This is a genomic window from Chiayiivirga flava, assembly GCF_014202825.1.
GTDB lineage: Bacteria > Pseudomonadota > Gammaproteobacteria > Xanthomonadales > Xanthomonadaceae > Chiayiivirga > Chiayiivirga flava.
On record NZ_JACHHP010000001.1, the window covers coordinates 828,964 to 852,786 of the forward strand.

The 23,823-nt window shown below is 68.5% G+C and carries 23 protein-coding genes; 6 read left to right on the forward strand and 17 right to left on the reverse strand.

The annotated features are described in order from the left end of the window. The first annotated feature begins 348 nt into the window (after positions 1 to 348). The gene (locus HNQ52_RS03370; RefSeq protein WP_183959673.1) at positions 349 to 2,676 is read left to right on the forward strand and encodes a hypothetical protein; all 2,328 of its coding nucleotides are present in this window, start codon (positions 349 to 351) and stop codon (positions 2,674 to 2,676) included. A 339-nt stretch (positions 2,677 to 3,015) separates the two neighbouring features. Here the strand turns inward: HNQ52_RS03370 and HNQ52_RS03375 are convergent, their stop codons facing one another. From HNQ52_RS03375 to rsmD, 11 genes are all read right to left on the reverse strand, one after another. After that, on the reverse strand, positions 3,016 to 4,437 hold the full coding sequence (locus HNQ52_RS03375; protein ID WP_183959675.1) for an alkaline phosphatase PhoX: 1,422 nt from the start codon (positions 4,435 to 4,437) through the stop codon (positions 3,016 to 3,018). After that, positions 4,434 to 5,633 (reverse strand): TMEM43 family protein, encoded by a 1,200-nt coding sequence (locus tag HNQ52_RS03380; RefSeq protein ID WP_183959677.1) that lies wholly within the window; start codon positions 5,631 to 5,633, stop codon positions 4,434 to 4,436. Before HNQ52_RS03380 ends, HNQ52_RS03375 begins: the two co-directional genes overlap by 4 nt. 176 nt (positions 5,634 to 5,809) lie before the next feature. Then, positions 5,810 to 6,157: a hypothetical protein gene (locus HNQ52_RS03385; protein ID WP_183959679.1), complete on the reverse strand. Its 348-nt coding sequence runs from the start codon at positions 6,155 to 6,157 to the stop codon at positions 5,810 to 5,812. After that, positions 6,144 to 6,647 carry an RNA polymerase sigma factor gene (locus tag HNQ52_RS03390; RefSeq protein ID WP_183959681.1) on the reverse strand — a complete coding sequence of 168 codons (504 nt, stop codon included), beginning with the start codon at positions 6,645 to 6,647 and terminating at the stop codon, positions 6,144 to 6,146. The genes HNQ52_RS03385 and HNQ52_RS03390 overlap by 14 nt, the downstream gene beginning before the upstream one ends. Before the next feature lie 6 nt (positions 6,648 to 6,653). Continuing rightward, positions 6,654 to 7,475, reverse strand: a complete 822-nt coding sequence (locus tag HNQ52_RS03395) for a hypothetical protein (RefSeq protein ID WP_183959682.1) — start codon at positions 7,473 to 7,475, stop codon at positions 6,654 to 6,656. A gap of 81 nt (positions 7,476 to 7,556) precedes the next feature. Next, positions 7,557 to 8,432 carry an MBL fold metallo-hydrolase gene (locus HNQ52_RS03400; RefSeq protein ID WP_183959683.1) on the reverse strand — a complete coding sequence of 292 codons (876 nt, stop codon included), beginning with the start codon at positions 8,430 to 8,432 and terminating at the stop codon, positions 7,557 to 7,559. A 272-nt stretch (positions 8,433 to 8,704) separates the two neighbouring features. Continuing rightward, on the reverse strand, positions 8,705 to 10,435 hold the full coding sequence (gene ggt, locus HNQ52_RS03405) for a gamma-glutamyltransferase (RefSeq protein WP_183959684.1): 1,731 nt from the start codon (positions 10,433 to 10,435) through the stop codon (positions 8,705 to 8,707). Beyond that, entirely contained in the window at positions 10,432 to 10,686 is a 255-nt protein-coding gene (locus HNQ52_RS03410; protein WP_183959685.1) for a YfhL family 4Fe-4S dicluster ferredoxin, read from the reverse strand. Before HNQ52_RS03410 ends, ggt begins: the two co-directional genes overlap by 4 nt. 82 nt (positions 10,687 to 10,768) lie before the next feature. After that, positions 10,769 to 11,266 (reverse strand): hypothetical protein, encoded by a 498-nt coding sequence (locus HNQ52_RS03415; RefSeq protein WP_183959686.1) that lies wholly within the window; start codon positions 11,264 to 11,266, stop codon positions 10,769 to 10,771. Positions 11,267 to 11,312: 46 nt separating this feature from the next. Beyond that, the gene (gene coaD / locus HNQ52_RS03420; RefSeq protein ID WP_183959687.1) at positions 11,313 to 11,807 is read right to left on the reverse strand and encodes a pantetheine-phosphate adenylyltransferase; all 495 of its coding nucleotides are present in this window, start codon (positions 11,805 to 11,807) and stop codon (positions 11,313 to 11,315) included. Next, entirely contained in the window at positions 11,804 to 12,439 is a 636-nt protein-coding gene (gene rsmD / locus HNQ52_RS03425) for a 16S rRNA (guanine(966)-N(2))-methyltransferase RsmD (RefSeq protein ID WP_183959688.1), read from the reverse strand. Before rsmD ends, coaD begins: the two co-directional genes overlap by 4 nt. Before the next feature lie 29 nt (positions 12,440 to 12,468). On the opposite strand from rsmD, the gene ftsY reads away from it, so the two are divergent. Genes ftsY through HNQ52_RS03445 form a run of 4 tightly spaced genes read left to right on the forward strand, consistent with a single transcriptional unit; the run spans position 12,469 to position 16,103 of the window. After that, positions 12,469 to 13,698, forward strand: a complete 1,230-nt coding sequence (ftsY, locus tag HNQ52_RS03430) for a signal recognition particle-docking protein FtsY (RefSeq protein ID WP_425486463.1) — start codon at positions 12,469 to 12,471, stop codon at positions 13,696 to 13,698. Positions 13,699 to 13,700: 2 nt separating this feature from the next. After that, a complete protein-coding gene (locus tag HNQ52_RS03435; protein WP_183959690.1) occupies positions 13,701 to 14,774 on the forward strand; it encodes an AsmA family protein in 1,074 nt (357 codons plus the stop codon). Continuing rightward, complete coding sequence (gene mutY / locus HNQ52_RS03440) at positions 14,761 to 15,840, forward strand: A/G-specific adenine glycosylase (protein WP_183959691.1); 1,080 nt, start codon at positions 14,761 to 14,763, stop codon at positions 15,838 to 15,840. The genes HNQ52_RS03435 and mutY overlap by 14 nt, the downstream gene beginning before the upstream one ends. Beyond that, a complete protein-coding gene (locus HNQ52_RS03445) occupies positions 15,837 to 16,103 on the forward strand; it encodes an oxidative damage protection protein (RefSeq protein WP_183959692.1) in 267 nt (88 codons plus the stop codon). The genes mutY and HNQ52_RS03445 overlap by 4 nt, the downstream gene beginning before the upstream one ends. A gap of 15 nt (positions 16,104 to 16,118) precedes the next feature. Here HNQ52_RS03445 and HNQ52_RS03450 read toward each other — a convergent pair whose 3' ends face one another. The 3 genes from HNQ52_RS03450 to ruvC all read right to left on the reverse strand — a co-directional run bounded on the left by HNQ52_RS03450 (position 16,119) and on the right by ruvC (position 19,288). Next, positions 16,119 to 17,996 (reverse strand): potassium transporter Kup, encoded by a 1,878-nt coding sequence (locus HNQ52_RS03450; RefSeq protein ID WP_183959693.1) that lies wholly within the window; start codon positions 17,994 to 17,996, stop codon positions 16,119 to 16,121. Positions 17,997 to 18,006: 10 nt separating this feature from the next. Beyond that, positions 18,007 to 18,600 (reverse strand): Holliday junction branch migration protein RuvA, encoded by a 594-nt coding sequence (ruvA, locus tag HNQ52_RS03455; RefSeq protein WP_183959694.1) that lies wholly within the window; start codon positions 18,598 to 18,600, stop codon positions 18,007 to 18,009. Positions 18,601 to 18,730: 130 nt separating this feature from the next. Continuing rightward, the gene (ruvC, locus tag HNQ52_RS03460) at positions 18,731 to 19,288 is read right to left on the reverse strand and encodes a crossover junction endodeoxyribonuclease RuvC (RefSeq protein WP_183959695.1); all 558 of its coding nucleotides are present in this window, start codon (positions 19,286 to 19,288) and stop codon (positions 18,731 to 18,733) included. Positions 19,289 to 19,470: 182 nt separating this feature from the next. Here ruvC and HNQ52_RS03465 point away from each other — a divergent pair, with 182 nt between their 5' ends. After that, a complete protein-coding gene (locus HNQ52_RS03465) occupies positions 19,471 to 20,544 on the forward strand; it encodes a phosphotransferase family protein (protein WP_183959696.1) in 1,074 nt (357 codons plus the stop codon). Between the two features lie 39 nt (positions 20,545 to 20,583). On the opposite strand, the gene HNQ52_RS03470 is transcribed toward HNQ52_RS03465, so the two are convergent. The 3 genes from HNQ52_RS03470 to aspS all read right to left on the reverse strand — a co-directional run bounded on the left by HNQ52_RS03470 (position 20,584) and on the right by aspS (position 23,659). Then, a complete protein-coding gene (locus HNQ52_RS03470; protein WP_183959697.1) occupies positions 20,584 to 21,021 on the reverse strand; it encodes a DUF4920 domain-containing protein in 438 nt (145 codons plus the stop codon). 115 nt (positions 21,022 to 21,136) lie between these two features. Next, positions 21,137 to 21,754, reverse strand: a complete 618-nt coding sequence (locus HNQ52_RS03475; RefSeq protein WP_183959698.1) for an esterase/lipase family protein — start codon at positions 21,752 to 21,754, stop codon at positions 21,137 to 21,139. Positions 21,755 to 21,877: 123 nt separating this feature from the next. Next, a complete protein-coding gene (aspS, locus tag HNQ52_RS03480) occupies positions 21,878 to 23,659 on the reverse strand; it encodes an aspartate--tRNA ligase (protein WP_183959699.1) in 1,782 nt (593 codons plus the stop codon). Positions 23,660 to 23,823: the final 164 nt, after the last annotated feature.

Genomic DNA, 23,823 nt, shown 5'->3' on the forward strand with positions numbered 1-23,823 from the left:
GACTAGCTTGGCCAGCGGAACTGACCGCGACAGGCAAGCACACGACCGACCGTTCCCGACCAGGAGCGGACGTTAAGCATGCTTGCATGACGCCAGCCGTCCGTCGTGCCAAGCTTGATTCAGTTGTGAAAGAATTCAGTACAAGACGAGTGCCGCGTGCAGTTTGTCCTTGTCGTGGCTTTGCGGTAAAAACAAGTCCAGCGACTGGAGCAAAAAATGATGGTCAAAACACCAGCTGATCTCCGCGCTATGGAGGGGTTAGTTGCGTTATCGGAAGACGAGTCGCGGCATGTATTCCGAGCATTTCCAAGGCTGCCTTTCTCGCTCTTCTCGGCGCTCTGATTCAACGTGGACACCCTGCGCGTCGATATCGCTTACAGGCCATTACGCATCGGCTGGGTCATCAAGTCGGGCGACATTCTGGCGTTCCGCGAGGCTGTTCGATTGTCCCACACACTATGGGGCGGACGCTTCAACCCGATTGTATTTGCCGATCGCGAAGACGAGGCACGACGGCTGGTGGACCTGTTCCGCGTTGACTTCCTGCTGCCGGTTGGCGATAGCGAGGAGGCAAAGCAATTCCCGAAGAAATTTCCGCATCTGATCAACCCACTCTGGCACGACACCCTCTTCATCGGAGGGCCTAAGGAAAGCAAGCGAGCCAACGTCCTGGACGTGCACAACGCGCTGGTACATATGCGCGACAGTCCTGAACGGAAGGCGATGATCGAAAAGGGCTTCCGCGTGTACAGCTGGCAGCCAGATGACTCGCTGTCTGATGTCTTCCTCATGCACTTCGGCGCCTACCCGGACGCCGAGCAGACTGGCATTGACTACAGTGCGATGGTGAGGGAGTTCCTAGAGCCCGCTGAGATCGCAGTGGATGCGAAACTTCCGATCTCCGCCAACACCATAGACCATCCCAGCATCGCCTATCTGGCGCGACATGGGACTGAACGCCATCACAGCATCGAGGCCGGTTGGAGCTATCCAGGGTTTTTCGTGGGCCATGCGGATAACCTCGACGACCTGATCTGCGCTTGGAATCTCCGGGCCTCAGATATCCAATTGCTCTTTATTGACCCACGGCACCTCGCGCGATTTAGCGAGATCATCCCGCCTTGGGAGAAGATCATGCGCGAGTCCCTAGCGCATCGGCATGAGTGGGAGCGCAGGCTGGCGGTCTGGACGCGGAGCGAAGATACCGAGTCCGCCCGCGCCCATTTCCCCGACAAGGAACTGACACTCTGCTCCGTTTCGGAACACATGTGGAACGGCCGAAACGTCAGGCCGCCGATGATGCACTTCGATCAAGCTTCGGTGCTAGGTGTGTTGGGTCGCGACAACGGTCAGCCTAAGGTTTCGTTCCCACTGAGCGAGAAACCTTTTTGCGGCGACACCTGGTTCCACACCCAGCACTTGGTAGCGTCAGTATCGCTCTTGAGCGGCCTCTACGGCGACGATCACTACACCCTGCGTCCGCCCTACTTGCCGGAACTCAACGAATTCTGTGCGCGGACGATGCACTTTCAATACAGCAAGCTACGCCTGGAATCCGAGCGCATCGGCATAGTTATTGACGCAGCAGAGGCCGATGTCTGGCTGAACGCGTTGCCAGTAGCCGATCTTGTCGAACGGATCTTCCGTTTGGCTGGATACCAATCCAAGCTCAGCAATGGAGGACTGATCGCACGCCAGCTGATCGCACGTCTCGGCGGTCTGCAAGGCGCCCGTGCATTCAAGATTCACGGTGTCAGGCGTTTGATCAAGACGCATGGTCCGTCTGGTTCATTCTCGAAGAAGGCGGCGCTGCAGCTGATCGGCGGGAAGGATCCGAGACGCCCCGACGCGAAGTTCAGCGACCATGAAGACTTGCATGTCGGCCCACGCCTTCGTGGAGAGAAGCTCACTCCGTCGATGGTCTTCGCTCAAATGCTCAAGAAGGGGCTCTTTCGCATGGGTCGCGAGCTGACGTGTCCGGGCTGTCGTCTCCCGAGTTGGGTGGCGCTCGACACTCTGAAGCAGAAGGTGGTTTGCGAACTGTGTGGCGAAGAGCATGACGCAACGGGACAACTGCTTGACGGCGACTGGGCCTACAGGCGCTCCGGCATTCTTGGCACGGAGAAGAATGCGATGGGCGCGATTCCGGTCGCGTTGACGCTTCAACAGCTGGACGCCAACCTGACCAGTTCGAGAAGCGAGTCAGCGTACTCCCTATCACTGAACTTGACACCCGATGGGGCGACCGACAATAGCTGCGAGATTGATTTCGTCTGGGTAATTCGCAGGCCCTATCCCCGTAAGACAGCCATCATTCTTGGTGAATGCAAGGACGTTGGGCCGATCAATCCGGAAGAGTTCAAGCGGGATATTGAAACGCTGGTGCGCATCGCAGATGCTTTGCCGGCAAAGCGCTTCAAAACATTCCTTCTGGTATCGAAGCTGAGTCCGTTCACTGCCGAGGAGATCGAGTGTGCCAAGGGGCTAAACACCAAGCACAAGCAGCGCGCCATCTTGTTGACTGAGCGCGAGCTCGAGCCATATCACCTCTACGAGCGCACGAAGGCCGACTTTGATATCGACCGACATGTGAGGTCACCCGAGGATTTGGTAAGGGCGACAGCGACAATGTATTTCAACGACGCACAAGCCGCGCCCAACTTCGCGCCGACGTGAAAATCGTCGGCGGAGCGCATCACTGACTACAAAGCCGACTATCGTCACCATGACCACCGCCTGCGTCACTTGAATGGCCGGGATGGGTCGTAGGCAGCCATACCTGGATCTCTACCGGATCCCACCGAATCAGGAACTGGCCGTCGAGGAATCCACGCAAAGCGCCGCATGGTTGCGCCGCGCTGGGCACGGAGCTTGGCCCGCTGCGGCCACACAACGTTTTCGAGGCAATCATCGCGTGCCCGCAGAGGCCGCACTTTGCTTACAACCACAGTTCGTGCGGCGTTGCGGGACATCCCCGCGCGCACGCGGTTTGCGCCCCCACCACGCCGACCCGGATCAGATCAGCCCGGCTCTCCACGGCCCGGTGATGGCCACCGTGAAGCCGGGCGTGTAGACATTGGCGAACAGCCACTGGCCGTCCGGCGAAAAACAGCCGCCGGCCCACTCGGCGTCGCGGAAATCGCCGCTGAAGCCGCGCACCCCGTCCAGCTGCACATTGTTGCGCGCGAACTCGAACAGGCCGCCGCCGTCCCGGCCGATGCCGTACAGGCGCTGCGTATCGAGCTTGCTGTCCTGGCAGATCAGCATGCCGCCGCGCGGGCTGAGCACGATGTTGTCCGGATAGTCGAGCGTGGCCGGATCGGGCGATTCGTAGACCAGCAGCAGTTCGTCGCTGCCGGGCAGGTAGGCCCACAGCTGCCCGCAGGCCGCGTCGCCGCCGTCGGTGGAGGTGAAGAAGATTTCGTGGTCGGTGGCGATCACGCCCTCGAGCCGGGTGAAGCGGGCCGCGCCCTGCGCGAACCCCTGGCGCTGCACGCCGCGCGGCTCGCCGTCGGCCGGATCGACGCCGCGCGCCGGCTGTTCGATGTCGACCCAGTCGGCCGCGAAGCGCTGCCCGGCGCGCAGGCCGCGACGCAATTCCTCGCGCGACTTCACCCGCAGCATCTGCAGGCGCCCGCCGCGCACGAGTTCGCCCGGCACCTGCGGCAGGCAGCGGTAGAAGCCCGCGATCTCGTACGCATCCTCGGTGAGGTACACCGCGCCGGATGACGGGTGCACGGTGGCGGCCTCGTGCTTGAACTGGCCCAGGTCCGGCAACGGCTCGGCACGCGACAGGCCCTGCGCCGGCACTTCGAACACGAAGCCGTGATCGCGCCTGAGCACGGCCTCGCCGCTTTTGACCAGCACGGGCTGGTCGGCGCGAGAGACCCACTCCTCGCACGACAGCCACGTGTTCCACGGCGTGACGCCGCCGGCGCAATTCTGCAGCGTGCCCGACAGCGAGGCGTGCGCGGCCAGCGGCTCGCCGCGCGCGGTGTCGAACGCCAGCGTCACGGTGCCGCCGCTGCAGGCCGGATCGTAGTGCGATGCCGACGGCCCGAACGCGCCGTCGGCGCGCACCACCTCGTGGTTGCGCACCAGCGTCACGACGCTGCCGCGCGCCCGCACCACGCCCATGCCGTCGTGCGCCGGCGGCGTCGGCGTGCCGTCGGCCAGCACCTCGCCGGTCCAGCCGAAGCTGCGGTAGCGGAAGCCCTCGGGCAGCTGCAGCAGCGGCTGTCGCGTGGTTTCGTCGAGCGTGGGCCGCAGCGGCCCGTAGCCCGGCGCCGCGGCCCGGGCGCCGGCCTCGCCGGCCGCCGCAAACAGCCGGCCGAGCGGCGACAGCGCAAGCCCGAGGCCGGCACCGCGCGCACCGAGCGACAGGAAGCGCCGTCGCGCGGCCAGCGCGCGGGCGGGATCGTCGGGCAGGCGGCTCATGCGCCGGGTGGCGGCGGCGGGCGCGACGGTGCTGGCGCAGGCGCAGGCATGGGCGGCACGGTGACCGAACGGCGTGACCGCCGCATGACAAGCCACGCGATCAATGCGACGACGACGATCACGATCACCGCCAGCAGCCAGGGCCGGTAGAACACCCAGCCGCTGCCGATCGCCACCAGACTCAGCACCGCCGCCAGCAACCCGGAGACCAGCGCAAGGCCGAAGCCGACCAGCCGCCCGAGGATCGGCACCACGTCCGCCAGCACCGCCAGCGGCCGCAGCAACAGGCCGAAGCCGATCCAGCCCAGCACGAAGCCCGCCAGCCGCAGCGCCCAGCTCGCGCTGGTGTTGTCGCTGGCGGCCTCGTCGAACAGCGCCGCTGCGCCGTGCTCGCCGGACTCGACGATGAGCAGCTCCTGCCCGCGCGAGCTGCGCCAGGTGTCCAGCATGCCGGCCTGCTGTCGACCGATCACCGTGAACGCGCCTTCGGGCACGATCTGGAAGCGCACGCGCAGGTCGCCCACCTGCGGCTGCGCCGGGGTTTCGCAGGTGACGAACCAGTCGCCGGAGGGGCGGAAGATGGCAGCGAGGTTTTCCGGCAATTGCACCTGTGCGGCGGGCAGGTCCTGCCAGCCGCCGATCTGCGACGCCGCCTCGTCGCCGAGCCGGAAACCGCCGATGCGGATGTCCGCGGCGCGCCAGCTGTAGTCGCGATAGGGCATCTCGTCCGGGTTGCGGTGCGCTTCCTCCTCGCGGAAGTCGTCCGAATCGATCGGCTCGTCGTCCCACACGGTTTCGTAGCTGTAACGCGTGACCTTGCGCGTACCGCCTCCGACCTCCTTTTCCTCGCGCGTGTCCCGCCGCTCGCGCCACTGGAACATCTGCACCTGCCGACGCAACGCAAGCGCCTCGTGCTCCACGCCGAAGGTCTCGTCCGCGAGCGGTGCGCCCGCGCGTGCGCGCCCCGCCACGTGCACGAGGCGACCGTCGTTGGCGGCGTCCGGCTGCGCGCCGGCACTCTCCAGCACCTGCGCCCGGCCCTCGCTCAGCGCCTGCTCGCGCTTGACCGTGCGCCCCTCGTTCCAGAACTGCAGCGACACCGCCACCGCGAGGATCACCGCGCCGGCAAGAATCCCCTTGAACGACGCGCCGATGCGTGAAAGCCAACCGTGCCGCGTGATTTCTTCGTACGCCATCGTGTCCGAACCTCGGTGAAAAGCGGTGCGTCGACAGCGACGCATGCGAGCCGCAAGCGTGACGCCGCATCTGGCGCAGCCGCAATTCTAGCGGCGGGCGCTCGCCGACGGCAGGTCGCGCGCCAACGTGCGGGGGCGCTGCTTCACGCGTCGCCGACGCCACGTGTCCGGCAACGTCACTTGTTGCGCAACGGCAGCGTTGTCGGCTCGACGAGCAGGATACGCACATCGGCGCGGCTGCTCGGAAGCTCCCGCGGTAGGGACTTCGCCGCCTCGCGTTTCATTTGAGCATTCCCGGCTTCGGCCAGTGCAGCATGCAGCGCCTGTTCGAACGCAAGCCGCGGCGCATTGTAAAGATGCACGCCGATACCGGCGGCGACACACAGCGAGCAGGCCATCGCGAGCGATACGGCCGGCCCCCATCGCTTCGGCGCCTGCCCGGTGCGCTCAAGCGCGTGCGACAGACGCTCGAGCCCGCCGGGAGGCGGCACGCGACTTTCGCGCCACGATTCACCCTGCGTCATCGCCGACTCCCAACCATTCGCGCAACTTGGCCAACGCCGCATGCTTGCGCGAGCCGACAGTGCCCGGCGGAATGCCGAGCAAGGCCGCGATTTCCGCCACCGACAAACCACCGAATTCGCCCAGCACCACGACCTCTCGCGACGCACGCGGCAGGCGCCCGAGTGCCGCGCGCAGGCGAGTGTCCCGCTCGCGCTGCGCGGCAGCGTCCAGCGCCGTTTCGCAAGCCGCGGCGCCAGGATCGACCTCGCCCATCGGCCCCAATGCGCGCCAGCGCAGACGGTTGCGCGCAAGATTCAGCGCCGTCGTCCACACCAGCGCGTCGATGCGCGCCGCGTCCACCGTGGCGCGCTTGGCCCAGACGCGCAGGTATGCATCGTGCATCAGGTCCTGGCAGTCCTGCGCCTGCCAGAGCCAACGGTAGAGCGCATTGAAGAGCGGCGATTCGAGACGTTGGTAGCATGCGAGCAGGTCCGCTTCGTTAAGCGGCATCGCACATCAGCCGGCGTCGCCGGAGTCTGAGGACGCCACCGGATCAACGCGGATGATGTAGTAGCGCATTCCGCTCTCCGTGGACGGCGCGGGCGACACGAACGGCTGGCTCGCCAGCACGAGTGTTTGCCCGAGGACGAGCGAGGTCGACGTGGTGGTCTTGCGGTCGACGGCTCCGTGCTTGGACGGTGGAAAGTTCCTGTCGTTGAATTCGAGCGCCAGCTGGTACGCCCCGTCGGCTTTTTCGATGGTGTAGCCCAACGCCTGCTCGACGACTTCGCCCTCCGCGCCGACGCGCACGCTGTCCCAGTGGCGACGTACGCCCCGCTGTCTCCCCGGATCGACCGCAGACACGGACTCGAGATGATCGCGCAACGCAAAATGTCCTTGGCCGGCAGCCGACCGCAGTTCGTCGAGAGCCGGCTTCAGCGAACGCAATGCGGGCGCATCGCTCCCCCCGCCAGCGAGAAAATCGACGGACCAGAAGCGCAGCCGCAGCTGCGGTTCCGCGGCGCCACCGGCCGGCGTCGCCGCCATGATGGCTTGCAGGCTGCGTTCGATACTCGGATGGAGCGATGCATCCGCGACCACGATGAGCTGGCCGTGGCCCCCGAGCGAAACCTTGCCGAGCGCTGCCTGACTGCTGTCGCCGTCGGGGCGGGGACCTGCAAAAAGGGCCTGATTGAGGCTGTAGACCAACGCGGAGGCCCGGTCAGGCGGGACCTCGTAAACGCGCATCGTCTTCCCCTCCGCCTCGTCGGCCGACGGATGGCAGGCGCCGGTCAGTAATGCAGCGAACAGTACGAGCAGGACACGAAGGTGCGACATGGTGACTCCCGGCGCGGTCAGGTATCCACTAGTTACACGCGGGTGCGCTTTTTTTTCGGCCGATCGCGAACGCGATGGCTCTCACGCCCCGAGCGGGCGCGCGCTCAGTTCCGCCACCTCGTGCTCGATGCCGTAACGGCCCTTCGCGTCGCGGGTGACGCGGGCCAATGCGCAACCCGGGTCGTGGGTGAAGAAGAGGTGCACGTCGCGGGCGAGCTTGTCGTCGAGGAAGGCGCGTTTTTCGTCGATGAGCAGTTCGGGGTTGCGGTCGTAGCCCATCGTTACCGGCAGGTGCACCCACGAGCGGCCGGGGATGAGGTCGGCACAGAAAACCAGGCCGCCGTGGCCGTCGCGACCGACGATCTCGGCCAGCATCAGGCCGGGCGTGTGGCCGTGGCTGTAGTGGAAGCGCACCGCGTCGCCGAGCGCGGGCGTGTGTTCGCCGTCGACGAGTTCGAGCCGGCCGCTGTCTTCAAGCAGGCCGGTCAATTCGGGGATGAAGCTGGCGCGATCGCGCGGATGCGGCGCGGTCGCGCGGCGCCAGTGCTCGGCACCGACAACGAAGATGGCCTTCGGAAACAGCAGCTGCGGCGCCTGCCCCTCGACCCACGGCGCGAGCAGGCCGCCGGCGTGGTCGAAGTGCAGGTGGCTCAGGACCACCACGTCGATGTCTTCGTGCGAGAACCCGGCCGCGGCGAGCGAATCGAGCAGCACGTGCCGGGCCTCGTTCACGCCGAAGCGTTCGCGCAGTTTCGGTTCGAAGAAGGCGCCGATGCCGGTCTCGAACAGCACGGTCTTGCCCGCGAGCGGGCTTGCGAGCAAGGCGCGGCAGGCAAGATCGATGCGGTTGTGTTCGTCCGGCGCCGACCACGTGGACCACATCGCGCGCGGCGCGTTGCCGAACATTGCGCCGCCGTCCAGGCGCTGGGAGTTTCCGAGGATGGACCAGAGTTTCATCGTGACTCCGTTGTGTCAGATCGAACGACGGGGCGAGGTCATCGACGATGGGCTCGCGGTGTAGACAACCCCCTTCCGCTGCCGGCACCTTCCCCCGCTGCGCGGGAGAAGGAATGCCTCGATCAACGTCGCCAGCACGGGCAGCGTACGTCAACTCGGGGATCGACGTGAAAGCTTCAGGCCCACGCAGCGCCGCGACACCTATCGGAAATTTCCTTCTCCCGCGCAGCGGGGGAAGGTGCCGGCAGGCGGAAGGGGGCGCTCCTGCCCGATCAGCGATAAATCGCCGCCTCCGCGCTCGTCGCCGCCTTGCCGACACCGCCGTTGCGTCGATCGCTGCCGCCTTCCACCGCACCGGTGCGGCGGTTCCAGATCACCACCTGCATGTTGCCCCAGGTCGATTCGCCGGGATTGACCGTGTGGCCGAGCGCGCGCAGCGCGGCGAGCGTGTCCGCGTCGAACGCGTCCGGCTCGGCCGAGACCGCGTCGGGCAGGTACTGGTGATGGAAGCGCGGGCGGTCGACGGCGGCCTGCGCGCTGCCGCCGTCCATCAGTTCGAACAGGCCCAGCAGCACCATCGTGATGATGCGGCTGCCGCCCGGCGTGCCGATGGCCGCCACGCGATCGCGGCCGATCAGGAACGTGGGCGTCATCGACGACAGCGGACGCTTGCCCGGTTCGATGGCATTGGCCTCGTCGCCGACCAGGCCGAAGGCGTTCGGCACGCCCGGCGCCACGGAAAAATCGTCCATCTCGTTGTTGAGCAGGAAGCCGGTGCCGGGCACGGCGAAGGCGTTGCCGTACGGCAGGTTCACCGTCTGCGTGACGGCGGCGAGGTTGCCTTCGGTATCGACGATGGAAAAATGCGTGGTTTCCGGACGTTCGGGCGGGCTGCCGATGCCGGCGAGGCTGGCGCTGGGCGTGGCGCGTTTCGGGTCGATGCCCACGCGCAGGCCGGCGGCGTAGTCCTGGCTGGTCAGGCGCGCGGTCGGCGGCACCACGAAATCCGGATCGCCGAGGTAGTCGGCGCGGTCGCGGTAGGCGCGGCGCATGGCCTCGATCACCAGGTGCGTGCGCGGCACCGGCGCCAGCGCGGCATAGTCGTAGCCGGACAAAACGTTGAGGATTTCCGCCAGCGCGATGCCGCCCGACGACGGCGGCGGCGCAGTCACGAGCGTGTAGCCGCGGTGCTCGATGCGCAGCGGTTCGCGTTCGACGGCGCGGTAGCCGTGCATGTCCTCGATGGTCCACAAGCCGCCGGCCTCGTGCACGCCGTCGACCAGGCGCTGCGCGAGTTCGCCGCGGTAGAAGCCGTCGTGTCCGTCGCGTGCGATGCGTTCGAGCGTCTGCGCGTAATCCGGGTTGCGCATGACGGTGCCGGGCGCCGGCACCGCGCCGTCGCGCAGGAACAGCTGCGCCGCGCCGGGCGAGCGCGCGAGCACGGCCTTGCGCGAACCGAGCAGCGCGACGTTCTTCGGACCGAAGGTCCAGCCTTCGCGCGCGAGGCGGATGGCCGGGGCCAGCGAGGTTTCGAGCGGCAGGCGGCCGTAGGTTTTCGCGACGTGCACGAGGCCCGCCGGCAGGCCGGGAATGCCCGCGGCGAGCGGTCCGTTGACGCTGTTCTCGCGCTGCGCCTTGCCGGCGGCATCCAGGTACATGTCACGCGTGGCGGCAAGCGGCGCGCGTTCGCGCGCGTCGACGAACACGTCGCGCCCGTCCTTCGCCACGTGCAGCAGGAAGAATCCGCCGCCGCCCAGGCCCGAGCTTTCCGGTTCGGTCAGCCCGAGCGTGGCGCTCACCGCCACGGCCGCGTCGAAGGCGTTGCCGCCCGCGGCGAGTACTTCGAGCCCCGCGTCGGTGGCGTAGTCGCGCGCGCTCGCGATGGCGGCGGCGCGTGGCTTGACGGTGGCGCCGTCGCCATCGCGGGCGTGCAGCGTGGCCACGGACGACAACGCAAGTGCGACGAACGCGACGCACATGCGCCGGGCGCGGAAACGGATCATGCGGCGTGTCCCGTGAGAAGGCAGTACTTGTGCAGCAGTTGTTCGCGCGATTCCTCGTGCGCCGGATCGACGAGAATGCACTCGACCGGGCACACCTCGATGCATTGGGGCACATCGAAGTGCCCCACGCATTCGGTGCAGCGCGACGGCGCGATTTCGTAGATGGTCTCGCCCTGCGAGATGGCCGCGTTCGGGCAGGCCGGCGCGCACACGTCGCAGTTGACGCAAAGATCGTTGATCAGCAGTGCCATGCCGCGGTCCGTGACGCCGTCGCGCGTGCCCGCGCCGCACCGCGCCATCGCGGCGCGGCGGACGGCGCCCGGTCCGCTGGACTCACTTCGCCTCGGAGAACACGAACGTCGCGCCGGTCGGCTCCACCGCCGCCTTCGCACGCTCGGCGTCCGCCGCCGCGCCGATGAACAGCACGCGCACGTCCTTCATCGACGCCGGTTCCGCGCCCTTGAACGCCTCGACGATGAGGTCGCCCATGCGGGTGGATTCGGGCGAGCCGAACGCCAGCATGTTGCCCGGCAGCACGCCGCGCGCGACGGTGTCGGTGACGTTGTCGAGCTGGCGCGTGTACTGGTCCTCGAAGTCCGCGGCGGACGCGGCCGGCAGGTAGTACATGTACGGGCTGTTGCGGATGCCTTCCATGTTCTGCTTGGCGACCTGCACCAGATAGAGCTTCCAGGCCTGGTTGTCGCCGGCGGCCGGCGCGGAGAGCGGCGCGGGGGCCGCGGCCACGGGCGCGGCGGCTTCTTCGGTCTTGTTGCAGGCGGTCACGGCCACCAGCGTCAGCGCGATCGCGGCAATGGAGAGGATGCGGTTCATGGTGTCTTCCCTTGTCGGTGTTTGATTCTGTGCAGCGTCCTGCGGCTCAGCGCCGCCACTTCTTCTTCATCGCCGCCTGCACGGCGGGATGCACGAAACCCGAGACATCGCCGCCCAGCCGCGCGATCTCGCGCACCAGCGACGACGAGATGAAGCCGTACTGCTCCGCCGGCGTCAGGAACAGCGTCTCGACATCCGGAATCAGATGGCGATTCATGCTGGCCAGCTGGAACTCGTACTCGAAATCCGACACCGCGCGCAGTCCGCGCAGCAGCACGCCGCCGCCGACCTCGGTGACGAAATGCGCCAGCAGCGAGGTGAAACCGCGCACCTCGACGTTCGGCACGTCGGCCAGTGCCAGGCGCGCAAGCTCGATGCGTTCCTCCAGGCTGAACCCCGGGCCTTTCGACGGGCTTTCCGCCACGCCGACGACGACGCGATCGAACAGCGGCGCGGCGCGCAGCATGAGATCGACGTGACCGTTGGTGATCGGGTCGAACGTGCCGGGGTAGACGGCGGTGCGTTGCCGGGCGGTGGTCATTCGGGCGTGGGCGGCGAAGGCGCGTCGGAGAGGCGCCGGATTGTAGCAGGCGCGTCGGACGGGCGATGGTGGAGTGCGTAGCGGACCTCGCGGGTGTGACCTTCGCGGTGCAGGCGCCAGTCCGCGGGCACGGCGATCCCGGCATCGCGCGGCGATTCGACGTAGATCCACGCCTCCGGCGCGAGCCAGGGCCCGAGCCGCTCGCACGCGGCGGCGTGCAGTCCCGCGGCGAACGGCGGATCGAGGAACACGATATCGAACGCGGACGACGGCGTGGCGCGCAGCCAGGCCAGCGCGTCCGTGTCGACGACCTGCACCGCGTCCGCGTGCAGCCGCGCCGCGGTGGCGCGCAGGCCGCGCGCGATGCCGGCATCGCGTTCCACGAGCACGCACTGCGCCGCGCCGCGCGACGCGGCCTCGAACCCGAGCGCGCCGCTGCCGGCGAACAGGTCCAGACACCGTGCGCCGGGCACGTGCGGCTGCAGCCAGTTGAACAGGGTTTCGCGCACGCGATCGGCCGTGGGGCGCAGGCCCGGAGCTCCGGGCACGTCCAGTTTCGTGCCGCGCCAGCGTCCGCCGATGATGCGCACGCGGCCCGCAGCCGCCGGCACGACATCAGCTCCGCGACGCATCGCGGGGACTCGGCAGGCCTGCCGCGCGACTGTCGCCGGCGGCTGCGGGAGGCGGTGCTAACATGCCGCCATTGTCCGATATCCGTGTGCCGATGTTCAGTTTTTTCCGCAAGAAGCCGGCGCCGCCCGCCACCGTGCACGAGGTCCAGCAACAGCCGCCGGCGAGCGAGACCGACGCCGTGCCGGCCGATGCCGGCATCGCGGCCGACGTGAGTTTTGCCGCCGATCCGGCCGTGCTGCAGCACGCGCCCGAGCCTGCGCCGGAGACGGAGTCCTTCGAATCCGCGCCGGCGCCCGTCGCGCCCGTCGACGCCGCACCGGTCGACGCGGCGCCGCGCAGCTGGCGCGACCGCCTGCGCAACAGCGGCTTCGCGCGCGGCCTCGGCGCGGTGTTCGTGCGCAATCCGAAACTCGACGACGATCTGCTCGACGAGATCGAAACCTGCCTGCTCTCGGCCGATGTCGGCGTCGCGGCCAGCACCGCCGTGGTCGCCGGCCTGCGCACGCGCATGCACAAACGCCAGTTCGCCGATGCCGGCGCGCTGCTCGCCACCCTGCGCGCCGAGTTGATCGCGCTGCTGGAGCCGGTGGCGTTGCCGCTGAACATCGAGACCGGCGCCAAGCCGTTCGTGGTGCTCACCGTCGGCGTCAACGGCGTCGGCAAGACCACCACCATCGGCAAGCTCGCGCGACGTTACCTCGACGAACGCAAGCAGGTGATGCTGGCCGCCGGCGACACCTTCCGCGCGGCCGCCGTCGAGCAGTTGCGCACATGGGGCGAACGCAACGGCGTCGCGGTCGTGGCGCAGGGCGCCGGCACCGGACTCGGCGCGGATCCGGCGTCGGTGATCTTCGATGCGCTGCAGAGCGCGAAGGCGCGCGCCGTCGACCTGCTCATCGCCGACACGGCCGGCCGCCTGCACACGCAGTCGGGACTGATGGACGAGCTCGGCAAGATCAAGCGCGTGCTCGCGAAGCTCGATCCGACCGCGCCGCACGAGGTGCTGCAGGTGATCGACGGCACCACCGGCCAGAACGCGATCAGCCAGGTGCGGCAGTTCCAGAAGGCCGCCGGGGTCACCGGCCTCGTGGTCACCAAGCTCGACGGCAGCGCCAAGGGCGGCGTCGTGTTTGCGCTCGCGCGCGAGTTCGGACTGCCGATCCGTTTCATCGGCCTCGGCGAATCGCTGCACGACCTGCGTGCGTTCGATCCGTATGCCTTCGTCGATGCGCTGCTGCCGGAGTCGTTCGCGCGTTGACGATGGCGCCGCGCCGCTTCCGCCGCCGCTGGCTCTGGCTGCTGCTGCCGCTGGTCGCGCTGATCGGTTTTTTCGTGCTGCGCGCGCTGCTGCAACCCGAGCGTGTCAGTGCCTTCCTGCTGCGCCAGGCCGAAGCGGCCACGGGCCTGTCGCTGTCGCTGGAGCAGCCGGCGGACATCGGCATCTGGCCGGACCTGCATCTCGAACTCATCGGACTGACCGCCTCCGCACCGGGTGCGGCCGCACCGCTGCTGCGCGCCGAGCGCGTCGAGGCCGCGCTGCCGTGGTCGGCACTGCGCGCGGAAACGCTGCAACTGCAGCGCCTCACGCTGGTGCAGCCACGGCTCGACCTCGCCGCACTGCAGGCGTGGCTTGCCGCCGACGACACCACCGGACCGCCGGCGCCGCTGCGGTTGCCGCAATTCGATGCCGCGTTTGCCGTGGAAGACGGCAGCGTCATCGGCGACGGCTGGGAACTGCAGCAGCTCGCAATCGCGCTGCCCGCGCTGCGCAGCGGCGAGGCCACCGTGCTGGACGCGAGCGGCGCATATGTTTCCGACACCGCGACGCACGGCTTCGACCTGCGCCTGTCCACCACGCCCACGTTCGGCGAGTTCGACATCGCGCTCGTGCCGCTGTCGCTCGACATCGGCGGCACGCCGCTGCAGCAGACGCGCCTGCAGCTCGGCGGCGAACTGCATTTCAGCGTACCGGATGCATTGCGATTCGGCCTCGCGACCGATCTCGCGACGTGGCCTGCCCACTGGCCCGCGCTGCCGTTGCGCGAGACATCGCCGGCCGTGCCGACGTCGCTGCGCATCGATTTTTCCGGCACCACCGCACTGCAGGGCGATGTCGACCTGCGCGTGGTCCGTGGCGAGGACTCGATCGAAGGCACGCTTGCCATCGGCGACGTGTTCGCATGGCTTGGCGCGCCCGACACCGGCCCGCTGCCGCCGCTGCGCGGGCAAATCGCCGCACCGCGCCTGCAGATCGACGGCATCGAAGCCAGCGGCGTTACGCTGCGTTTCTCGGACGACGAAACGGCACCCGCGCAGACCGATGCAACACGCTGACGCGGGCACCACGCCCGACACCTTCGCACCGCGCCTGCTGACCTGGTTCGACCGCCACGGTCGCCACGATTTGCCGTGGCAGCACCCGCGTACCGCGTACCGCGTGTGGCTGTCGGAGATCATGCTGCAGCAGACGCAGGTGGCCGTGGTGATCCGCTACTTCCAGCGCTTCGTCGATGCGCTGCCGGACATTCCGGCGCTCGCCGCCGCCGACCTCGACACCGTGCAGGCGCTGTGGTCGGGCCTGGGCTACTACAGCCGCGCGCGTTACCTGCACCGCGCCGCGCAGATCTGCATGCAAACGCACGGCGGCAAGCTTCCGAACGACGTCGATTCGCTGATGGCGTTGCCGGGCATCGGCCGTTCCACCGCCGGCGCGATCCTCGCGCAGGCGCACGGGCAACGCATCGCAATCCTCGACGGCAACGTCAAGCGCACCCTCGCGCGGTTCCACGGCGTGCACGGCTGGCCGGGCACGACCGCGGTCGAGAAAAAACTGTGGACGCTGGCCGAAGAGCACCTGCCGCACGCGCGCCTGGCCGACTACACCCAGGCGGTCATGGATTTCGGCGCCACGCTGTGCACACGCGCGGCACCGGCGTGTGTGGTCTGTCCGCTGCAGGACGATTGCGTTGCGCGCATCGAGGGCATCGTCGAGCGCCTGCCCGAGCCCAGACCGGGCAAGGCACTGCCGACGCGCCGTTGCGTGATGCTGCTGTTGTTCGATGCCGACGGCCGCGTGCTGCTGCAGCGGCGGCCCGAACGCGGCGTCTGGGCCGGCCTGTGGAGCCTGCCGGAACTGCCAGACGCGCAGACCGCGCGCGACTGGCTGGCCACGCAGGTCACCGACGCGTTCGACGCGGGCCAACGGCTGACCACCGTCGCACACGGCTTCAGCCACTATCTGCTCGACATCGACCCGATCCTCTGGCGCGACGTGCGCGCGCGTGCCCGGATCGCCGACAATGCAGCGCTGCGCTGGGCCGCGCGCGACGAATTGCTCGCGATCGGCCTGCCCTCGCCCGTTCGCAAACTCCTTTCGTCACCGGAGGTGCTGCAACCATGAGCCGCAAGGTGTTCTGCATCAGGCATCAACGCGAGGACGACGGCCTCGACTTCGCTCCGTGGCCGGGCGAAGCCGGCCAGCGCGTGTTCGATTCGATCGGCAAGCAGGCCTGGAGCGAGTGGCTGGTGCACCAGACGATGCTGATCAACGAACACCGGCTGATGCCGCGCGACCCGAAGACGCGTCTCTTCCTGCAGGCCGAGATGGAAAAATTCCTGTTCGGCGGCGGCGCGGAAAAGCCCGCCGGATACCAGCCCGAATAGCCGCGCGGGCGCGCGCTAGATCTCCACCTGCGTCCCGAGCTCCACCAGTCGATTGCCCGGGATCGAGAAGAACTCCGTCGCCGGGGCCGCGTTGCGCGACATGAACAGGAACAGGCGGTCGCGCCACAGCGCCATGCCGTGGCCGGCGCGCGCGCTGAGCGATTCGCGGCTGACGAAGAACGTGGTTTCCAGCGGTTCGAATGCTTCGCCCGGGATCTCCCAGCGGCGCAGCGCGAACGGCACGTCGTGGTCTTCCATGTAGCCGAAGCGCAGCGTCAGGCACGAGAAACCGTGATCGTGCTGGACGAAATGGACGCGTTCGCCGGCATCGGCGCGCGGGATGTTGAGCGTTTCGATGCTCAGGATCACATTGCGCTCGTGCAGCACCTTGTTGTGCTTGAGGTTGTGCAGCAGCGCCGGCGGCACGAACTGGTTGGACGGGGTGAGGAACACTGCGGTGCCCGGCACGCGCACCGGCGGCGACAGCATCAGGCTCTGCAGGAACGGCCCCAGCCGCAGGCTTTCGCGATCGACCTTGGCCCGCACCAGCTGCCGCCCGCGGCGCCACGTGCGCATCAGCGTGAACACCGCCAGCGCCAGCACCAGCGGGAACCACGCGCCGTGCAGGAACTTCGACGCGTTGGCGCTGAAGAAGGCGCTGTCGACCACGAAATAGAACAGGCCAACCGCGACGATGACGGGCATCGGAATCCGCCCGCGCTGGGTGGCGAGGATGACGAGCAGCAGCGTGTCGATCAGCATGCTGCCCGACACCGACACGCCGTACGCGATCGCAAGATTGCTCGAACTGCCGAAGCCGAGCACCAGCGCGATGACGGCCAGCAGCAGCAGCCGGTTCACCCACGGGATGTAGATCTGGCCGATGGTCTCGTGCGAGGTGTGCACGAGCTTCAGGCGCGGCAGGTAGCCGAGCTGGATGGCCTGCCGCGCGAGCGAAAACGCGCCGGAGATCACCGCCTGCGAGGCGATCACCGCGGCCAGCGTCGCCAGCACGATCATCGGGTACAGGCCCCACGACGGCACCAGTTCGAAAAACGGGTTGTGCACCGCGTCCGGCCGGGCCAGCACCAGCGCGCCCTGACCGAAATAGTTCAGCACCAGCGCCGGCATCACCACGGTCATCCATGCGTTGCGGATCGGCACGCGGCCGAAGTGGCCCATGTCGGCATACAGCGCCTCGCCGCCGGTGACCGCGAGCACGATCGCGCCGAGCGACAGCCACGCCGCCACGCCGTGTTCGGCGAAGAACCGCACGGCCCACACCGGATTGAGCGCTTCGAGGATGCGCGGATTGGTCGCAAGCTCGATCGCGCCGAGCAGGCCGATGATGACGAACCACAGCAGCATCACCGGCCCGAACACCTTGCCCACGCGCTCGGTGCCGAAACGCTGGAAGCCGAACAGGCACAGCAGCACCACCAGCGTGACCGGGATGATGTACGGCTCCAGCCCCGGTGCCGCGACCCGCAGTCCTTCGACCGCCGACAGCGTGGTCATGGCCGGCGTGATCACCGCATCGCCGAAAAACAGCGCCGTGCCGAGCACGCCGAGCAGTCCGACGGTATACGCCGTCGGCGATGCGACCGGCAGCGTGCGCTGCACCACCGCCATCAGCGCGAGGATGCCGCCTTCACCGCGGTTGTCGGCGCGCAGGATCACCAGCACGTACTTGACCGTGACGATCAGCATCATCGCCCAGAACACCAGCGACAACACGCCGAGCACGTTGGCGCGGTCGGGTTCGAGCCCGTACACCTCGCCGAAGGCTTCGCGCAGCGTGTACAGCGGACTGGTGCCGATGTCGCCGAACACCACGCCGATGGCGCCGAGCACCAGCGCGCGCGGCGAGACTTTCGAATCGGTGGCGTGCATCAGGCCGTCGTCACTTGAGTGCGGCCTTGAGCGCCTTGCGGATGATGGACTCGGCGCTGTCGCCGTCGTCGGCAACCTCCTTTGCCATGCGCTGCGCCTCTGCCGGCTTGTAGCCCAGCTGCTGCAGCGCGACGGTCGCCTCGCCGAGCGGATCGAGCGGTTGCGCGGCATTGCGCCCGACGCCCGAGGCGCCGCCGATGAAGTCGCCGGCGCGCTCGCGCAGCTCCACCACCAGGCGCTCGGCGGTCTTCTTGCCGATGCCGGGAATGCGGCTCAGGCCCGCGATGTCACCGTTCTGCACCTGCAACGCAAATGCCTCGACGCTGGCGCCAGACAGGATCGCGAGCGCGATCTTCGCGCCGATGCCGCTGACGCGCTGCACGTCGCGGAACAGCCGGCGTTCGGATTCGCGCAGGAAGCCGTACAGCGACACGCTGTCCTCCTTCTGCGCGTAGTGCGTGAACAGCGTGACCTCGCGCCCGATCTCGGGCAGGTCGTAGATGGTGCTCATCGGCGCTTCGAGCTCGTAGCCGACGCCATGCACGTCCACCACCAGCCACGGCGGCTGCTTGTGCACGAGGATGCCCTTGAGACGACCGATCACCGCCAGCCTCCATCAACGCAACGAACCCCAGGCCGTTGCTTTTCGCGCGCAGCGGGGGAAGCGCCTGCCCCGGACTCGATCCGGGCTGCCGAAGGCGAAAGGAGGTGCACTTGCCGCAATCCCGTCGAACTCATTTCCGACTCCACGCCTGCCGCGCGTTCACCCCCAGCCGCAGCGCCGTCGCACGCACGTTCGCGTGCGTGATCGCCACCGCCAGCGCGTCGGCGGCGTCGGCCTGGAGCTTGCCGCGCAGGCTCAGCAGCATGCCGACCATGTGCTGGATCTGCTCCTTCGCCGCGCCGCCCGAGCCGACCACGGCCAGCTTGATTTCCTTCGCCGCGTATTCATGGATCGGCAGGTCGCGCAGCACCGCGGCGCACATCGCCGCGCCGCGCGCCTGGCCGAGCTTCAGCGCGGAATCCGGATTGCGTGCCATGAACACCTTCTCGATCGACACTTCCTGCGGGCGCCAGGTCTCGATGGCCTCGCCGAGTCCGTCGAGCAGCAGCTTGAGCCGCAGCGGGAAACTTTCCGCACCGAGCAGGTGCAGCGCGGTGTGGAACACGTGCGTCACGCGGCCCGCGCCGTCGACGTCGATGATGCCGACCCCGGTGCGCTGCGAGCCCGGATCGATGCCGAGGATGCGCGTCGCGGTGCGCAGCGCGGGAGCCGCGAGCGGCGTCAGCATCGCAGCGCCGGATCCGGGGCGCGCGGACGCGTCGGCGCACTGGCGCCGTCCGGGGTCCGCGTTGCCTGCCCGTGCCGCATCGCACAATTCTACACCGGCCCCGATGGGCACGGCGGCGTGGCTTTGGCATGATCGCGGGCCGTGCGCACGCCTCCCGCGTCGCCGGCTGCAAGGCACCGCACATGCATCCGATCGACGAAGCCACCGCCGTACGACGCGGCGAGGAACTGGACACCACCGCGCTCGAGGCGTGGCTGCTGGCACGCCTGCCCGGCACGCACGGACCGCTGCGGGTGGCGCAGTTCCCGTCCGGCTTCTCCAACCTCACCTACCTGCTCACGCTCGGCGACCTGGAGCTGGTGCTGCGGCGCGCCCCGCGCGGCGCGGCCGCGCGGGGCGGCCACGACATGGGGCGCGAGCACCGGCTGCTGTCGGCGCTGCATCCGGTCTATCCGAAGGCGCCGGAGGCGCTGGCGTGGTGCGAGGATGCGGCGGTGATCGGGGCGCCGTTCTACGTGATGCGCCGGGTGCGCGGCGTGGTGCTGCGCGGGCGCGTGCCGCCCGGGCTTGCGCTGGATGCCGACGGTTTCGCGGCGCTGTCCGACGGCTTCGTCCGCGAACTGGCCACGCTGCACGCGGTGGACCCGGTGGCCGGCGGCCTGCTCGACTTCGGCCACGGCGAGGGTTACGGGCGCCGCCAGATCGAAGGCTGGACCCAGCGATACGCCGCCGCGCGCACCGACGACAGCCCCGATCTGTCGCCGCTGTCCGAGTGGCTCGCCGCGCATCTGCCGGCGGAGAATCCGGCGCTGCTGATCCACAACGATTTCAAGTACGACAACGTGTTGCTGGACCCGGAAACGCCGTCGCGCATCCTCGCGGTACTCGACTGGGAAATGGCCACCATCGGCGATCCGGACTACGACCTCGGCACCACGCTCGCGTACTGGGCCGAGCCCGGCGACCCGGGCAATCTCGCGCGCTTCGGCACCACGCACCTGCCCGGCAATCTGGACCGCGCCGGCGTCATCGCCGTGTACGAGCGTCACAGCGGCCGTCGCGTCGGCGATCCGGTGTTCCTCTTCGCGTACGGCCTGTTCAAGCTCGCCGGCATCATGCAGCAGATCTACGCACGCTACCGGCGCGGCAGCACGGACGATCCGCGTTTCGCCGGGCTCGTCCACCTGGTGCGCGACTGCGGCGATCTCGCGCAGCGCGCGATCGCGCGCGACCGCATCAGCGCGCTGGGCGACTGACGCCACCGCGTCCGGCGCCTCTCGCAGCGCGGATCGGACTCAGCCGTCCTGTTCGAGCAGCACCACGCTCAGGGCGTCGATCCGGTATTCCTGCGCCGGCACGGGATTGGGCTTGCCGGGGTTGTCCTTCGCGTACTCGGCCGCGGCCTCGCCAAGATCGGCCGACATCAGCGTGCCGTAGACCACGGCCGGCCCGCGCACGTCGCGCGGCACCATGAAGTCGTGTTCGCGCGGCATCACGCGGGCGGACTGGCCGTCGACCTCGAGCTTCGCCCAGCAGCCGCGCTTTTCGCACACATCGACGATGCGGCCGGAGAATTTGCGCGGCGCGGTCTGCGCAGGATCGAAGGCGGCCAGCGCGGCATCGAGCGGAACCGCTTCGCCGTCCGGCATCGCGGCGCCGAAGGTTTCCGGATCGTCCGCGGCGTGGGCCAGCGGAGCGGCGAGCAACAGGGCCAGCATCAGGCGTTTGGACATCGAAGGTCTCCAGGCGAGGAACAGGCGGCCAGCATAGTGCCGTCGGGCCTCGCAGCGTAGCCGGCGCGACGGTGGCGAGGCGGCGCGGACCGTCCGCGTTCGGCGCGTCGAGCGCTCAGCCGAAGCGGCCCTCGCGCAGGAAACGGGCGGTCAGCACGGCGGCCTGCGGGGAAAAGATCAGGCCGCTGTGCGTGGCCGGGATGGCGACATGGTCGGCGAGGCCGTCGATGCGGGTTTCCGCGAGCGCCACGGTGCCGTCGTGCGGCCCGTCGAAGCGCGCGAAGAAGCGGCCGAGGCCGAGCCGGCGCGTGCCGGCGATCATGCCGATCTGCGTGTCCGCGCGATCGAGCCGCGCACCGCGGCGAAGCAGGTCCGCGCTGCGCCCGAGAAACCAGCGCGTGCTCGCGTGCCGCGAAAGCTCCGCCGCCGCGCTGGCGCCGCGCAGCGGCGAGCCGAGGCAGACGACGCGCCCGACCGCGAGCCCGACATGCCGCGTCAGGGTTTCCAAAGCGAGCAAGCCGCCGAGGCTGTGTCCCACCAGATGCACCGGCCGGCCGTCGAATGCGCCGATGCGCTCGGCAAGCCGGCGGCACGAGGCCTCAGGATCCACGGCGCGGCTGGCGTAATCGAAGGTGGCAGGCGCAAACCCGTCCGCGCGCAGCCGACGCGCGAGCGGCTGCATCGCCGGGGCACGCATCCACAGGCCGTGGAGGATCAGGACGGGGTCGGACATGGGACGATCCTATCCGGCCGTGCAACCGCCGCCCACGCGGCGCGTTTGCCGATTTACCCGACCGTCATCTCCGCGCTCCCGCCACACCCGCGAGCGCGGCAGTGGCGGAAACAGCGCCGGAAATCAGACAGTCGGCTTGTCCACCAACACCTTCTCGCGAATGCCGATGTGCACTTCCGCGAGCTGCTTGTCCGGCACCGGCGACGGCGCGCCGGTCATCAGGCACTGCGCGGTGGTGGTTTTCGGGAATGCGATCACGTCGCGGATGGATTCGGTGCCGGCCATCAGCGCCGCGATGCGGTCGATGCCGAAGGCGATGCCGCCGTGCGGCGGAGCGCCGTACTTGAGTGCGTCGAGCAGGAAGCCGAACTTGGCTTCGGCCTCCTCCGCGCCGATGCCGAGCAGGTCGAACACCGCGCTCTGCATGTCGGGACGGTGGATGCGGATCGAACCGCCGCCGATTTCGTTGCCGTTGAGCACCATGTCGTAGCCGCGCGAGACGGCAGTCTTCGCGTTCGCGCGCAGGTCGGCGATGTCGTCGACGGCGGGGGCGGTGAAGGGGTGATGCAGGGCGACGTAGCGCTGTTCGTCCTCGTCCCATTCGAACATCGGGAAGTCGGTGACCCACAGCGGCTTCCAGCCGTCGCGCACGAGGCCGAGGTCCTTGCCGAGCTTCAGGCGCAGCGCACCCATGAAGTCGCTTGCGGTCTTGTACGTGGCGGCGCCGAAGAAGATCGCGTCGCCGCCCTGCGCGCCGGCGGCCTGCACCACGGCGGCGAGCGCGGCGTCGTCGAGGAATTTCGCGATCGGCGAGTTGATGCCCTCGCGGCCCTTCGCCGCGTCCTCGACCTTCATCCACGCCAGACCCTTGGCGCCGAACTTGGCCGCGTACGCGCCGTAGTCGTCGATCTGCTTGCGCGAGAGGCTGGCGCCGCCCGGCACGCGCAGCGCAACCACGCGGCCGTCGGCATGGTTCGCCCAGTCGCTGAACACCTTGAACTCGCAGCTCTTCACGAGATCGGCGATGTCGGCGAATTCGAGCTCGATGCGCAGGTCGGGCTTGTCCGAGCCGTAACGGCGCATGGCCTCGGCATAGGTCATGCGCGGGAATTCGGCGTCGAGCTGCACGCCGATCACCTCGCTGAACACGTCGCGGATCATGCCTTCGACGGCATCCTGCACGTCGCGCTCGCGCACCCACGCGAACTCCATGTCGAGCTGGGTGAATTCGAGTTGGCGGTCGGCGCGCAGCGCTTCGTCGCGGAAGCAGCGGGCGATCTGGTAGTAGCGGTCGAAGCCGGCCACCATCAGGATCTGCTTGAACAGCTGCGGGCTCTGCGGCAACGCGTAGAACTCGCCCGGGTGCATACGCGCGGGCACGAGGAAATCGCGCGCGCCTTCCGGCGTGGCCTTGGTGAGGATGGGGGTTTCGATGTCCTGGAAACCGCGCGCATCGAGCCAGCGGCGCAGCGCCTGCACGAGTTTGATGCGGGTGCGCATCATGCGCTGCATCTCGGGGCGGCGCAGGTCGAGGTAGCGGTAGGTGAGGCGCGTTTCCTCGCCGGCGTTCTCGTGCGCGTGGAACGGCAGCGGCTCGGCGCGGTTGAGGATCTCGATCTGCGTGGCCACCACTTCGACCTGGCCGGTCCTGATCTTGTCGTTGACGGCGTGGCGCTTGCGCACCGTGCCGGTGACGCGCAGGCAGTATTCGTAGCCCACGTCGGCCGCCACCTTGAACACCTCGCCCGCGTCCGGCTCCGCGATGATCTGCACGATGCCTTCGTGGTCGCGCAGGTCGATGAAGCACAGGCCGCCGAGGTTGCGGGCGACGTCGGCCCAGCCGCACAGGGTGACGGTCTGGCCGATCAGGGTCTCGTCGACGAGACCGCAGAAGTGGGTACGCATGGAGCACTCCGGGAAAAACGGACGGCGCGGCGCACGGTGCGGCGGCGCGGAAGGCCGGCCGCTCGGGCCGGAAAAACGGCAAATGCTATTCCCCGCCTGAAAATGGCGCAACAGCGGGCGCACCGGGCCTCGTCATCCCCGCGCCGGTGGACTACGCTGCGGCC

What these genes read in the sequence shown, in the direction of transcription:
- aspS (WP_183959699.1), bottom strand. Translation starts at nt 23,659, where the DNA reads ATGCGTACCCACTTCTGCGGTCTCGTCGACGAGACCCTGATCGGCCAG.
- HNQ52_RS03390 (WP_183959681.1), bottom strand. Translation starts at nt 6,647, where the DNA reads ATGCCGCTTAACGAAGCGGACCTGCTCGCATGCTACCAACGTCTCGAA.
- HNQ52_RS03435 (WP_183959690.1), top strand. Translation starts at nt 13,701, where the DNA reads ATGGCGCCGCGCCGCTTCCGCCGCCGCTGGCTCTGGCTGCTGCTGCCG.
- HNQ52_RS03475 (WP_183959698.1), bottom strand. Translation starts at nt 21,754, where the DNA reads ATGTCCGACCCCGTCCTGATCCTCCACGGCCTGTGGATGCGTGCCCCG.
- HNQ52_RS03380 (WP_183959677.1), bottom strand. Translation starts at nt 5,633, where the DNA reads ATGGCGTACGAAGAAATCACGCGGCACGGTTGGCTTTCACGCATCGGC.
- HNQ52_RS03400 (WP_183959683.1), bottom strand. Translation starts at nt 8,432, where the DNA reads ATGAAACTCTGGTCCATCCTCGGAAACTCCCAGCGCCTGGACGGCGGC.
- HNQ52_RS03410 (WP_183959685.1), bottom strand. Translation starts at nt 10,686, where the DNA reads ATGGCACTGCTGATCAACGATCTTTGCGTCAACTGCGACGTGTGCGCG.
- HNQ52_RS03415 (WP_183959686.1), bottom strand. Translation starts at nt 11,266, where the DNA reads ATGAACCGCATCCTCTCCATTGCCGCGATCGCGCTGACGCTGGTGGCC.
- HNQ52_RS03445 (WP_183959692.1), top strand. Translation starts at nt 15,837, where the DNA reads ATGAGCCGCAAGGTGTTCTGCATCAGGCATCAACGCGAGGACGACGGC.
- HNQ52_RS03375 (WP_183959675.1), bottom strand. Translation starts at nt 4,437, where the DNA reads ATGAGCCGCCTGCCCGACGATCCCGCCCGCGCGCTGGCCGCGCGACGG.
- HNQ52_RS03450 (WP_183959693.1), bottom strand. Translation starts at nt 17,996, where the DNA reads ATGCACGCCACCGATTCGAAAGTCTCGCCGCGCGCGCTGGTGCTCGGC.
- coaD (WP_183959687.1), bottom strand. Translation starts at nt 11,807, where the DNA reads ATGACCACCGCCCGGCAACGCACCGCCGTCTACCCCGGCACGTTCGAC.
- ruvC (WP_183959695.1), bottom strand. Translation starts at nt 19,288, where the DNA reads ATGCTGACGCCGCTCGCGGCTCCCGCGCTGCGCACCGCGACGCGCATC.
- ggt (WP_183959684.1), bottom strand. Translation starts at nt 10,435, where the DNA reads ATGATCCGTTTCCGCGCCCGGCGCATGTGCGTCGCGTTCGTCGCACTT.
- rsmD (WP_183959688.1), bottom strand. Translation starts at nt 12,439, where the DNA reads ATGCGTCGCGGAGCTGATGTCGTGCCGGCGGCTGCGGGCCGCGTGCGC.
- mutY (WP_183959691.1), top strand. Translation starts at nt 14,761, where the DNA reads ATGCAACACGCTGACGCGGGCACCACGCCCGACACCTTCGCACCGCGC.
- HNQ52_RS03395 (WP_183959682.1), bottom strand. Translation starts at nt 7,475, where the DNA reads ATGTCGCACCTTCGTGTCCTGCTCGTACTGTTCGCTGCATTACTGACC.
- HNQ52_RS03470 (WP_183959697.1), bottom strand. Translation starts at nt 21,021, where the DNA reads ATGTCCAAACGCCTGATGCTGGCCCTGTTGCTCGCCGCTCCGCTGGCC.
- HNQ52_RS03465 (WP_183959696.1), top strand. Translation starts at nt 19,471, where the DNA reads ATGCATCCGATCGACGAAGCCACCGCCGTACGACGCGGCGAGGAACTG.
- HNQ52_RS03385 (WP_183959679.1), bottom strand. Translation starts at nt 6,157, where the DNA reads ATGACGCAGGGTGAATCGTGGCGCGAAAGTCGCGTGCCGCCTCCCGGC.